This is a genomic window from Liquorilactobacillus aquaticus DSM 21051 (genome assembly GCF_001436755.1).
GTDB lineage: Bacteria > Bacillota > Bacilli > Lactobacillales > Lactobacillaceae > Liquorilactobacillus > Liquorilactobacillus aquaticus.
On the sequence record NZ_AYZD01000015.1, the window covers coordinates 185,375 to 198,301 of the forward strand.

The window sequence follows — 12,927 nt, forward strand, 5'->3', positions numbered from 1 at the left end:
CCATCGCCTGCTTTCAATATTTAGAGAGAGTTATATTGCGGTTTACTCCAATATCCCTTTTTGTTACCATTTATTGCAAAAACTATACCCGTTTTTTTGGTTGACAAAACATCATCAATAATAAAGTTTGCAACCTCATCTGCCGAACCTAGCTTCCACTCAGCTGGCAAGCTACCATACTTATCTTTTATTTTTTTTAAAACAGGAGCAGTCATTTCAGTCACTGCTCCTGGAGAAACAGCATTTACTCGAATCCCAAAGCGCTGCAATTCTTTGGACAAAGTGTATGTCAAACCGACCAGTCCAGCTTTAGCAGCACTATAATTAGATTGCCCAGCATTCCCTAGAATTCCTGATTGAGAAGTTAAAAATATGATCTGACCATTTTTGTTTAGCTTTGAAGTCAAAACCTTTGTTACATTGAAAGCACCTGTCAGATTTGTTGCCAGCACATCGTCCCATTGCTCGGGCTTCATCTTACCCCACCAATTATCAGCAACAATTCCTGCATTATTAACAATGTAATCGATATCATCGATTTTCGCAAGTTCCTTAGAAGCCGTCAACCGATCTCGAATATCAAAACAGACCATCCGTACTTCAAACCCTTTTTCGCTCAAAAAATTTTTTCTTTCCGACAGAAGCTGCCGGTCTCGTCCTTGAAGAAGTACACTCAAATCAGAAGCAGCAGCTTTTTTAGCGAGCGCCCAACCTATGCCGCGTGTGGCTCCGGTTATTAAAATCTTTTTTTTCATCATTCCCAACTCCCGAACGCAACTAATACAGCTTTACCATGCTGTATCCGCTTGATATTAAAACTTTTTCCACTAATTTCAATCATTATTCTTTCATTTGTACGCAAAGACTTAATAAATTTGATTTTCAAGTGTTTTAGTGCTGTTTTTTTTAGATCCATACAGTAGTTTTCCAGCTGATCAACAAGCAAATTTCCGGGAACAATCTTGTTAAGACCAACATGCAGAGGGTTCAGATCATTAGCTTGTTGAATATATTCCTTAACCATTTTGTTCGTAATTATTAAATAGACCTTCATTCCAATCAACCTCTGTCATCATTGTTAATACGACCTTTGCACTCATTCTCCTTTTGTACCACAGTTCCAAAGACAATTCAGTAATTTTTTTTCCTTTTGAGGTACGATAATTGCGAATCAAATTCAAAACGAGTTTATCTGTTTGAAGGGGTTCTTCTTCCAAAATGTAGAAGTTCTCCTCTAACAAAATGTTATTACCATTTTTGTATTCAGAGGGTAGCGGAAGACTCTGCCACATCGCAACGATGTCACTTAAAAGGTGCGGTCCCACAATTTTTTGGGGCAATATTCGCTGTTCGCAAAGCTTAAGCATGCTTCTGACCCCAATAAGTGTTCCCAACTAAAACACTTGCCCCCATGCCACCAGCTACACATAATGTTGCCACTCCCAGTGCTGGTCGCTGCACTCTGTTTAAAACGTTTAACAAGTGAGCAATAAGAATTCCTCCAGTGGCCCCGTAGGGATGTCCGTATGCTATTGCGCCACCTAACTTGTTTAACTTTTCTTTGGGGATTCCCAATTTTCTTTGACAAATAAGCGCCTGAGCGGCAAAAGCTTCATTCACCTCGAATGCTTCAATTTGTTGAACAGTCAGATTATATTTCCGCAATAGTTTTCTGGTTGCAAAGACCGGACCTAAGATGAATTCTTCTGGTCGACAGCCAACTATTTGAGAACCCAGTAGATAACCAGCGTTTTTTTCATTTTTATGGAATTTCCGCAAAATAACAGAGGATGCACCATCATTGATTGGGCAACTATTTCCGGCTGTACAAATTCCTGAACCTGTAAAAACAGATTTTAAATGACTCAATTTTTCCATATTTGTATCAAAACGCGGACATTCATCTCGTGTAAGGCCCATGTATGGAAGCATTTCGGCATTTAACATGCCCTTTGAAAAAGCGACATGAGCCTTTTTTTGACTTTCTAGAGCATACTCGTCAACTTCTGTCCGTTTCAATTCAAATTTGTCTGCCTGTTTATCTGTTAGGAGCCCGACATCTTCATCTGAAAAGTCCCCAGCTGTCATCGGATAACGAAACTTTTGTTTTTTAGTAACTCGATCAATTATCAAATTCGCATTCGAATTACTTTCTATCCCTCCTGCAAGCACCGTTTCTGCGTTACCAGCCAAAATATTGGCAGCGCCATTTATTATTGCAGCTAGCCCCGATGCACACTGACAGTCAATCGTCTGCGCTGGAGCACTTGCAGCAACTCCCGCGGCTAAAGCACATCTCCGAGCAACATTACCCCCAAGATTCATGACATTACCTAAAAAAACCTGATCAATATCAGCTAAACTGATTGACTTTAATTCTGCAAATTGTTCTGCAATTAAAACAGAATACAAGTCCTCTGGCAAGGCAGTCTGTAAAAGGCCGTTGACTCTGCCAACAGGCAGCCTTTTCGCATCGACAATACTCACCTTATTCTCAAACTTCATCAAATTCTCCCCTCTCGTATTTTTGTGCAAGCCACAAACGAGATATTTTTTGATTTGGCGCCAAAGGTATTTTTGAGACATAAATATATTCCTGTGGCCTTTTAAAACTTTCAAGGTATTGTTCCACTCCATGTTCAAGTTCTGCATATTTCAACTTGCAAACAACTAATGCAATTATTCGTTCGCCAGACTTCTTATCCTGTACCCCAAAAGTCACCGCATCCTCCGCAAAGTGCAATAAACTCTTTTCAATTTCACCTGGAAAAATTTTGTTTCCACAATGATTAATTACCTCGCTCTGACGAGAATAAACAAATACTTCTCCTTCTTTTAATTCACCAATATCACTAGTAACAACTGTTTTCTCCTCTTCACAACCTAAATAACCCGAAAATAAATATGGACTTCCGACCTCAATCAGTGAGGAATGATTACACTTAAACTGGACTTGGTCAAAAAGTTTGCCAACACAATTTGCCTTTTTATCTTTATTCAGTTCCTGCCAGGAAATTAAGCTGGTCTCTGATGAACCATACATCTCGAAAACACTCGTTCCGCTATCTTGCTGCTGAATTTTGCTTAACAGGTTTTTATTCAAAAGGCCACCGCACAACACTAAACTTTTGACATTCTTCCAAATAACTGAGCCGAATTTTTGCTCTAAAAAAGCTGGCACAGTGAATATTGCCGTCTTTTGGTTATTAGGAGATAAACTTTTTTCATTCATAAAATACATTGTTTTGCCTAAATATAAACTCAGCATTAGTGTATGCATCCCCAATGACGTTGTCATTGGGCTTGGAGTTGCTACTCCCTCACAAGATGTCATCTTGAAATTCCTATTGCACAAAACGAAACCTGCACGCCATGAAACCCAATTTCGACAATAAACCTTTGGAATGCCTGTTGTGCCTGATGTTAATCCCAGAAATAACAAATTGTTTTCTACTGTTTGATCTTTCTGCTTTTTTTGCTCTTCAATATATTGCCACTTACCTTTTATCTTTTTAAGCACTTTATCCAAATGTTTCATCATAAATTCATTAACAATGATCGGCGTCCTTTTGGTGTAATGAATCGCAAGAAAATCTTCAACAAAGTCTATTTCTTGCCTACCCTTAAGTACGATATATGGACAAGTCCAGTGATATTTTTGCGATTTTTTGTATGCACACTTAGCCAGCTCTCGATAAGTTACTTTTTGTTTCCCAGAAATGATAGCTACTCGATCACCGTATTGAGCAGCTATTGCTTCAAAATCAAAATACCTCGTCATTGATATCTTCCTCACGCTTTTTTCTTTGTTTTATTAAGCGTAATTATATGATTAGTTAACTTAAAAATCAATGTAGGTTAACTTTAAAAGTCTTATATTTTAAAATATATAAGTGTTAACTTTTTTATAATTTGTATTAGTTATTAAATTTTTTGAGACCATGATTATCTAACAATACTTAATGTACGGCGTAATTTATAACATTATAATTAACATATAATTAGAATCGTACTATAATTAAGATGTACTTTATGTTATAGATAATTTGTTTATGTATTTTTATAAAACAATTACAGTGAAGCTTCATCGATGGTAACTTTTAATGTTAGGTTCATACTCGAAAGGATGACATACCGTGAAAATAACATTAGTAACGCAATATTTAGAAGGACACGGAGGAACCGAACGTGTAATTTCAGAATTAATTAATCATGATTTAAAAAACAGTTATCAGGTTTTGGTACCTTCAAGCGGAAAACCCGAGTGGCTTCAATGGTTTAATCGCCAAGGCGGGTATTCTGTTAAAATTTGCCACCGCAAGACCGAACAGGAAAAACGCTGTTTTGTGATTCAAAATATTTTGACCGAAAAACCCGCTATTGTTCTTTGCTTAGAGGGAAAAGCCAACAAATTGGCTTCATATGTCAGGAAACACTACCATCTTCATTTTAAAATTATTTCATGGGGACATACCTCAATTACCGATTCAAAAAACTTTATGAAAGAAAACATTCATTATGCTGACTATCATCTAGCAATCAGTTCGGGTATCAAAAAACAGTTGATTGATTTTGGTGTCGCGCCAGAAAATGTTTTCCTGATTTTTAATCCAATTCAAACAGATTCAAATAAAATAATTGCTCGTCCAAAGACCGAATCATCTTTTCATGCAGTTTTTATCGGGCGTATTCTACTGGACGATCAAAAGAATGTCCGTATGCTGCTCCATGTCTTATCTAAACTACCTTTTAAATGGTTGATTGATATTTTCGGACAGGGTAAAGATCTACATGCTGCCCAACAAATGGCTCATCAATTAAACATTGATCAAAATATTATTTGGCATGGTTGGACACCTAATCCCTGGGATCAAATTTCAGAAGCCGATTGTCTGCTTTTGTGCTCAACATATGAGGGTTTTCCGATGGTTGTTATTGAAGCCGTCTCCCACGGTCTTCCCGTCATCTCAACTGACTGTCCAACAGGTCCAGCCGACATTATCAATGCTAAGAATGGCATTTTAACCCCTATGAATGACCAAGGTGCGTTTGTGGATGCCTGTTCAAAAATTTACTATTTACGCAATGAACTTGATCGTCATCAAATTAAAAAAACTGCTGTCAAGTTTGATGTTCAGAATTACATTAGCAAGTTGCAACACATCTACGCCTATGTTAATACGAAAAAGCTGGCCATTACTTCGTAATCTTATCCTCAAGCCAAAAATCTTGTAAGCCATATTAGCTTGCCATCATTTAAAAAAACACAAAATAAAAAGATAATTTTCTTGACCTTTTCGGTTTATGTGCTATCATGTATCGTGCACGATGTATAATTTGTAAAGGAGCTCGTTAACTATGACCAAACCAGCACATGAACCTTATGATGAATTGTGTTTTTCCGTATACACAACCAATCGCTATTTTCATCACCTATACAGTAAAATACTCAGCCAATATGACTTAACCTACTTGCAATATATGGTTTTAATTGTTGTAAGGAACGAAGAACAGATCCCACTATCAACAATTTGCTCAAAACTAGATTTGGCAAATAACACCTTAACCCCAGTTATTCAAAAACTGGTTGACAAAAAATGGTTGTCAAAAAAAAGATCTGCCAAAGACAGCAGATGTCTGGAAATTTCATTAGATAGAAATTCTTTCAAAACACTTAAAGACATTAGAAACAAAGTGTGGCTCACACAACAAATGTTTAGTAAATTAGCTAAACAATCAATTGAAGAGTTAATTGAACAGCATCATAAATTGAATTCCGAGTTAATTGAAATTAGTGAAAAACTAGCGGAAAAATTATAAAACAACAGCTACTCCTTATTGTCAGGTTTTTAATAAAATTTGTCACAAAAACTGCAAAAAATTGAGAAAATTTTCTCTTTTTTTTGCAGTTTTTTTATAAAAAAAACTTTTCATTGATACTGCATTACTTAAGTATTCAAAATACAACTAGTCGACAAAAAGGGGGTTATCCCCTGCCTCAGCTTATCTGCTAGTCTTTTGGCAAAAAATCAGATAATTTCTATACCGCCCATTGCAAACGTTTACTAAAAATGTTATATTATTCCAGTAAACGTTTGCAATAGGTATTAAAAACTTTAGTTACGAATAAAATCATAAAATATTTCTTCTACTTACCGTAAGCGCTATATTTACCCTTAAATAAAACCGGTATTGCGCTTGAAGCTACTTATTGCTCACATACAGCGCAGCCTTAATTGGTCAAACTTATTTTCAAATTAAACTTTTGCGTATCAACTGCTAACTTAACTGGAAGGCAGTGAAAACAAACATAACATAATGGAGGTTTTATATTATGGCAAGTAATAATTGGTGGCAGCACGCCGTCGTTTATCAAGTTTATCCGCGGAGTTATCAAGATAGTAATGGTGATGGAATTGGTGATTTGAACGGTTTAAGATCCCGCTTAGCGTACATCAAGAAACTAGGTGCTGACGTAATCTGGTTAAATCCGATTTATGAATCACCTGACAAAGATAATGGTTATGATATCAGTAATTATCGAAAAATAAACCCTATGTATGGGACTATGCAAGATTTTGACGAACTTTTAGATGAAGCCCATAACAAAGGCTTAAAGATTTTAATGGACCTAGTTGTCAACCACACTTCCGATCAGGCTGAGTGGTTTAAAGAAAGCCGAAAATCTACGGATAATAAATTCCGTGACTACTATATTTGGCGGGATCCAAAAAACAACCGCGAACCTAATAATTGGGGATCTTATTTTAGCGGTCCAGCTTGGAAGTACGATGAAAAAACAAAACAATATTATTTACATTTATTTGAAGAAGGCCAACCTGATTTAAATTGGGAAAATCCTGCAGTTCGCGAATCAGTGTGGGACATCATGCGTTTCTGGTTAGACAAGGGCGTAGATGGCTTTAGAATGGATGTTATTAATTTGATCTCTAAACCGGCAGGATTGCCCGATGCCCCTACACCCGATAATGCTGTTTATGGTGATGTCCAAGCAGTTGTAGCAGATGGTCATCGGCTAAATGAATTTCTTAAAGAAATGAATAAGAAAGTTCTTTCAAAATACGATATAATGACCGTTGGTGAAATGCCTGGTTCAACACCAGAAGATGTTATCAATTACACGGGCTTCGATTCACATGAATTAAATATGGTCTTCCAATTTGAACATGTCAGCTTGTCTCCCAATCCCAACAAACGCTTAGGCAAATGGAATGATCAACCCGTCAAACTAGTCGAACTAAAACACGCACTATCGCGCTGGCAAAAAGCTTTGGACGGGAAAGCTTGGAACAGTCTATACTGGAACAATCATGATCAACCACGGGCTGTATCGCGTTTCGCAGCTGATGATCCTAAATATCGAGTAACAGCGGCAAAAATGCTTGCAACAACCCTACACATGCTGCAAGGAACGCCCTATGTTTACGAAGGCGAAGAACTTGGAATGACGAATGCTCACTACAAGCAATTATCTCAATATGAGGATGTCGAAGCTATTAATGCATATAAAGAATTAGTAGAAGAAGAAAAGCTAGTTGATGGAAAAACTATGTTGCGTTATCTTGCAAATATGTCTCGTGATAATGCACGTACGCCTATGCAATGGGATGCTTCTGCCAATGCAGGTTTTACAAACGGTGAACCTTGGTTTGCTTTAAATTCTAACTATCCTGAAATCAATGCCAAAGATGAATTAGCAGATCCTGATTCAGTATTTTATTATTACCAAAAATTGATCAGTCTCCGTCACCAAAATGACATAGTTGTTTATGGTAATTATGAAGAACTTGATCCAGAAGATAATGAAGTTTTTGCCTATCGACGCAACTACAAAGGCCAAACACTTTTAGTCATAAATAATTTTACAAACCAGAATATCGAAAGAGATTATGGTCAAGAAACATATGACAAGCTTCTGCTTGGAAACTATGAGAATTCCAACACAAAAATTTTCAAGCCTTATGAATCACGTATTTACTTAAAAAAAGCATAAGTATCCACAGCACTTAAGATCGCTCTTTCCTTCAGATAAAAACATGGTTAAGCTCTTTTGAGTTTAGTCATGTTTTTTTTATTTTGCTTACCACGATTCCATACGCGTCAAAGTTAGCTTTGCAGCCATAATGATCTCATTTACTTTTATCGCAAGTGAGCACTTGCACACTTGCAATAAAAGTGTTATCTTATCTCCATAGCAGATAGGGAGGAATATTCAATGAACAACGTACGCAAATTTTTAATAAGCAAAGGAACCATCGGAGCTTTGTTTATGATTCTTTTTTATGGATTAGTAATGGTAGGGACATATTTTTCAGGCTACAAAGTAATACCTCACAAAGTAAAAGATCTGCCCGTCGCCATTGTTAATCAAGATAATCAAAGTCAAGGTTTAAAAAAGCAACTCAAAAAAGATCTGCCTTTTCACCATGTTCGAACTCAGTACAATTTAAGCCAAGCACAAAAAAAATTGAAAAACAGAAAAGTTTATATGATCATTCAAATACCCCAAAATTTTCACAACAATATTGTTAAACAGAAACAGAACACAAATTTAAAATTCTGGATCAACGAATCAAATCCCACAACGGCTGTTACAGCTATGGAAAGCACCGCTAATCTGATCGGGTCCTCTATAAAAAACAAAGTGACTCTGACATCTGGACAAGCAATATTTACTAAAAGCCAATTACTAGCTTTGCAGAGTCAGACCGAACAGGAAATCAAAAACAATCCTGCTGCAGCAAAAGAAATTCAAGCCAAGGCTCAGCAACAGAGCAAAAACATCACTAGCACATCTGCTGCTTTATACAAAAAAGCTGGTAATACTGTAAATTACAAAATAAAGAAGATCAACAAAGTACCTTCAGGTATGAACCACAGCATGGCACCCTTCTTTCTTTCACTTGCCTTTTATATAGGATCAATGATTGGAGCAATGATCCTATATATGACTTATAACGAATTCGTAAGCATCATAGGTAAATGGAAATCCTATGCGCTTACTGAATTATCCATTGTCCTGCTTGCTGTTATCGCACCACCACTTGTTATCGCTTTAGCAAAACATCTCAATAGCTTTGACAACCAAGCCTTTCTACAGCTTTGGATGGTCCATGGTACTGAACTGTTTACCGCTTTAAACGTTAACTTTATTTTTACACTTATTTTGGGACAATTAGGAATTCTGATTAACATGCCGTTTATGCTGGTTCAAGTCGTTTCGGGAGCAGGTTTGATTCCAGCAATGATTCTCCCGAGGTTCTTCAAAATAATGAGCAGCGTCTCCCCATGTTTCTACACTATTCAAGCTGATTTCAACCTTTTGTATGGAGGACCGGATTATCATCATTTACTCCTCTCATTGATATTGCTTGGATTAGCTTCAATTATTATACATTTAATCATTGTCAGTTGTAAAACCTACAAAAAATTTGGTGTTACAAAAGCCGCAGATTAATTTACTTGTTTGGGAGGTATATTCGTTGGATAAACAGATGCAAGAACAGTTAAGGGTTATTCTAGCAAAATGGCAGAAACACCTTGATCAGCTTGGACCGCATCTAACTGGGAATTGTGAACATGTTGCATTCATTGAATGATTGAAGACTGAACTGTTAAACATGCATTACAACTTCAAAAGCTGTCCACAGTTCTTTAATTACTATGAGTTAATCACTGGCAGTTTGAGCTGCGGATGCCTGATAAAAACTTTCAAAAAATTAGGTCTGGCGGTTATGTTCCCTATTCAGGTTTGACTTCCACTGGCGGTATAACCGAAACATTGGTCAAATGGACACGGTTCAAGCAAAAAAAGGGCAAAAATAAATTAGTTCTTTTAGATGTTTATCCCTATGAAACAAATAGACATTTGCTTTTCAGAATTTACGATCAATTACCGGGCAAATTCAGCTTTCCATCAAAAATCCTGCGTCCTGGAATTACCAGTCAACGTATCGCCGCCTTAATTAAGAAAATTAAAAGCTTCGGAGCAAAAAAGTTCTCCGAAGCAAAGAATCCAACAAATATTGTTTATGATTCAACACGTTCTGTTCGAAAACTGCTTATTCAAATTTATAAGCAAAAACAATTGACGACTAAAAGAATATTCGTATCTCCTAGACATTATTTTCATCTGAGTAAGGCCACTGATTATAAAATTCCTACGATTTCTCTTACACCGTTGCCCTTATATTTCTTCCAGCTAGCAGATGAACGGTATACACCAGATTTAGCCTTGATGTCTACCCAAGTACATTATTATTGGGACCTACTCCTGCTAGCGGATAAGAAACTTTAGTTTGTCCGCAATGACATTAAACTACATACTAATTATTTTACAAGCATGATGATCCTTCAAATCCCCGTAACTTCCCCTAGTTACATGGTTTCACTCCTTTTATTATTGTAAAATAATTATCAAGTGGGCAGGAAGAGCCTGTGACAAAACTAACATTTTGTCACAGGCTCTTCCCTTTTCTACAATTCTCTTTTCCTAATTTTTTACTGAACCGGCTGACCGCTATAAATCTCATAACCCGTTGAAACTGGAATATTTTCACCAGTTATTGAATTGGAATCCTCAGATGCCAAAAAATAAATTGTTTTAGCAATTTCATCGGGTTCAGCCAAGCGCCCTAACGGGCTAGCTTGTTTGAATGTTTTAATTACGGACTGGGGATTTGCTTGAAACATTGGAGTATTCGTTGGACCGGGAGCAACATTATTGACGCGAATATTATACTTGCCATAATCTAATGCCATCGCACGAACCAAGTTAACGACAGCTCCCTTGGCAGCATTATAGGCAGCCATATTATAATCACCTGTTAATCCAGAAATAGAAGCTGTGTTAACAATTGTTCCCGCCTTCTGTTTTATCATATCCGGCACAAAATACTTAGTCATTAAAAAAATGGATTTGACATCAACAGCCATAATTCGATCCCAATTTTCTTCTGAAACCTCATGCAATGCTCCTTTAGTGAATATACCAGCATTATTCACAATTGTATCGGCAACACCAAATCTTTGCTCTGTGGCGCTTTTCAGTTCCTTAACTGATAAAGCATCTGCAACATTGGTTTTGTGAAAAGCCACTTGTTCTTTGGAATAAAGATCGGCTAGTTCATTAGCTACATTTTCTCCTGCTTTTTGGTTAAAATCAGCCATCATGACTTTCCAACCTTTTGCTAAAAACAATTTTGTAGCACTAAGCCCCATACCTGATGCTGCACCTGTTATAACAACTGTTTTCAATAATAAAACCTCCTTTAGTCTTATTCCTTCTTGATTATACATCATGTAAGGAGCCTCTGACTGTATACTTTCACACTTATCCAATCAACAAAGTACGAACTCAAAACAAACAATTCATCTTCCTAAAAGTCGTAGGACACAATTTTAAAAAAACATTCTATTTTACTCGTTTAAGAGCATTTCTCATTGCCTGTGGATTTATAAAAAAGAACGTTAAACAAACACACAAAATATTACTGATTGTAAAAAGCAAGAAAACATTGGTTGTACCAAAACTTCCAAGCAAGATAGGACAAACCAAACTGATTACAAAGTTAGTCAGCCAAATAACCGTTGTGGAAACAGCCATGAAGCGAGCTTTGAGCCGTTGTGGAAAGATTTCAGATAGCATCAGCCAAGTAACCGGGCTGACAATTCCTTGCTGTGTAGCTAAGAAAAAAGCTAGCAGCAGCAAGACAGCTATGTTTGTATTTACACCCGAGAAAAAATTAAAGTGCAAAACTGCTGTTAACAAACCCAAGAAGAACGCATTGCCAAGTAGTCCGATTCCCAACATTTCTCGATGATTGTGATTAACTATTAATCGTGTCCCCAAAAGTGTTGCCACCGTTGAAATTACACCCACAAGAATATTGCTGTAAAGAGACATTTCTCTGCTCATTCCGACCTTCTCCAACAGAATCGTGCCATAATACATAATAGCGTTAACACCAGACAATTGTTGAATAAGACCAATACTGATACCAACTGCGAGAAGATACACTAAATACTTATTGTTGAATATTCTTTTAATATCTATCTTACTCTCTTCGGTTTGAACTATTTTTTTAGTATTTATCAAATTTTTTCGAATATCAATACCGGAAAAACCTAGTTTTTTAAAATTTTGCTTTGCCTGTGCCAAGGACGTATTCAATAATTGCCATTTAGGGCTTTGTGGCAAATCGAAAGATAAAAGCCAAAGTAAAAATGCTGGCAAGGCCGCAACCCCCATCATTATGCGCCAAATTGGACCCCAGTTTCCCCAAACATTTCCTAAAATAGCATTGACAGTAAATGAAGCCAATTGCCCGATAACAATTGCTATTGCGTTTTTATTAACATTTCGAGATCGCTGTTCTCTAGGTGAAATTTCAGCCAAATACATTGGTGCTAAATCTGAAGCGCAGCCAACAGACAGACCCAAAATAGTGCGAAAAGCGATCAGCATATTACTAGTAGTTGATAGGGAGCATCCGAGTGTCGCTACAGTGAACACAACAGCCACCCACTGCAAGGCAGCCTTTCTACCAATCTTATCTGCTAATCGACCACTCAGCAATGCACCAAAACAGCAACCAATGATTAAAGAGCTTGATACGATACCTTGCTGAGCCGAATTTAAATTTAATTGATTTGGTTGGCTCAAAAATGAAAGTGCTCCATTGATTACACCCGTGTCGTATCCAAACAGAAAACCGCCCAATGCAATTACTGAGGATGCATATCTTAAAAATGAGTCCCCTATCTTTGCTCGTCCATGTTCCAACATATATTTCTTCACCTCATCATAAACTGTTCAACTCTGATCTTATCTATTGAGAGATATTTACCCCTCTGTCTCACTTTTCATATTAATTTAAAAAAATACTTATATCATTATTATAGTGT

Annotated in this window: 12 protein-coding genes; 5 read left to right on the forward strand and 7 right to left on the reverse strand. The window is 36.8% G+C overall.

What is annotated here, in order from left to right; translation table 11 throughout:
* Nucleotides 1–20 precede the first annotated feature (20 nt).
* Genes FC19_RS04315 through FC19_RS04335 form a run of 5 tightly spaced genes read right to left on the reverse strand, consistent with a single transcriptional unit; the run spans nt 21 to nt 3,781 of the window.
* A complete protein-coding gene (locus FC19_RS04315; protein ID WP_235809315.1) occupies nt 21–755 on the reverse strand; it encodes an SDR family NAD(P)-dependent oxidoreductase in 735 nt (244 codons plus the stop codon).
* A complete protein-coding gene (locus tag FC19_RS04320) occupies nt 755–1,024 on the reverse strand; it encodes a hypothetical protein (RefSeq protein WP_201782311.1) in 270 nt (89 codons plus the stop codon). Before FC19_RS04320 ends, FC19_RS04315 begins: the two co-directional genes overlap by 1 nt.
* Nucleotides 1,017–1,367 (reverse strand): hypothetical protein, encoded by a 351-nt coding sequence (locus tag FC19_RS04325; protein WP_057875764.1) that lies wholly within the window; start codon nt 1,365–1,367, stop codon nt 1,017–1,019. Before FC19_RS04325 ends, FC19_RS04320 begins: the two co-directional genes overlap by 8 nt.
* A complete protein-coding gene (locus FC19_RS04330) occupies nt 1,360–2,505 on the reverse strand; it encodes a thiolase family protein (RefSeq protein WP_057875765.1) in 1,146 nt (381 codons plus the stop codon). The genes FC19_RS04325 and FC19_RS04330 overlap by 8 nt, the downstream gene beginning before the upstream one ends.
* On the reverse strand, nt 2,495–3,781 hold the full coding sequence (locus FC19_RS04335; RefSeq protein WP_057875766.1) for an AMP-binding protein: 1,287 nt from the start codon (nt 3,779–3,781) through the stop codon (nt 2,495–2,497). Before FC19_RS04335 ends, FC19_RS04330 begins: the two co-directional genes overlap by 11 nt.
* Before the next feature lie 355 nt (nt 3,782–4,136).
* On the opposite strand from FC19_RS04335, the gene FC19_RS04340 reads away from it, so the two are divergent.
* The 5 genes from FC19_RS04340 (at nt 4,137) to FC19_RS04360 (ending at nt 10,318) form a co-directional block, all read left to right on the forward strand.
* Nucleotides 4,137–5,207, forward strand: a complete 1,071-nt coding sequence (locus FC19_RS04340; RefSeq protein ID WP_057875767.1) for a glycosyltransferase — start codon at nt 4,137–4,139, stop codon at nt 5,205–5,207.
* A gap of 151 nt (nt 5,208–5,358) precedes the next feature.
* A complete protein-coding gene (locus FC19_RS04345; protein WP_057875768.1) occupies nt 5,359–5,820 on the forward strand; it encodes a MarR family winged helix-turn-helix transcriptional regulator in 462 nt (153 codons plus the stop codon).
* Nucleotides 5,821–6,334: 514 nt separating this feature from the next.
* Entirely contained in the window at nt 6,335–8,014 is a 1,680-nt protein-coding gene (locus tag FC19_RS04350; protein WP_057875769.1) for a glycoside hydrolase family 13 protein, read from the forward strand.
* Nucleotides 8,015–8,236: 222 nt separating this feature from the next.
* Nucleotides 8,237–9,478, forward strand: coding sequence for a YhgE/Pip domain-containing protein (locus FC19_RS04355; RefSeq protein ID WP_057875770.1), 1,242 nt, complete (start codon nt 8,237–8,239; stop codon nt 9,476–9,478).
* A 237-nt stretch (nt 9,479–9,715) separates the two neighbouring features.
* Complete coding sequence (locus FC19_RS04360) at nt 9,716–10,318, forward strand: hypothetical protein (protein WP_057875771.1); 603 nt, start codon at nt 9,716–9,718, stop codon at nt 10,316–10,318.
* Between the two features lie 203 nt (nt 10,319–10,521).
* Here the strand turns inward: FC19_RS04360 and FC19_RS04365 are convergent, their stop codons facing one another.
* Together FC19_RS04365 and FC19_RS04370 are read right to left on the reverse strand one after the other, a co-directional pair.
* On the reverse strand, nt 10,522–11,277 hold the full coding sequence (locus FC19_RS04365) for an SDR family NAD(P)-dependent oxidoreductase (protein ID WP_235809316.1): 756 nt from the start codon (nt 11,275–11,277) through the stop codon (nt 10,522–10,524).
* A gap of 157 nt (nt 11,278–11,434) precedes the next feature.
* On the reverse strand, nt 11,435–12,808 hold the full coding sequence (locus tag FC19_RS04370) for a sugar porter family MFS transporter (protein WP_476703310.1): 1,374 nt from the start codon (nt 12,806–12,808) through the stop codon (nt 11,435–11,437).
* Nucleotides 12,809–12,927: the final 119 nt, after the last annotated feature.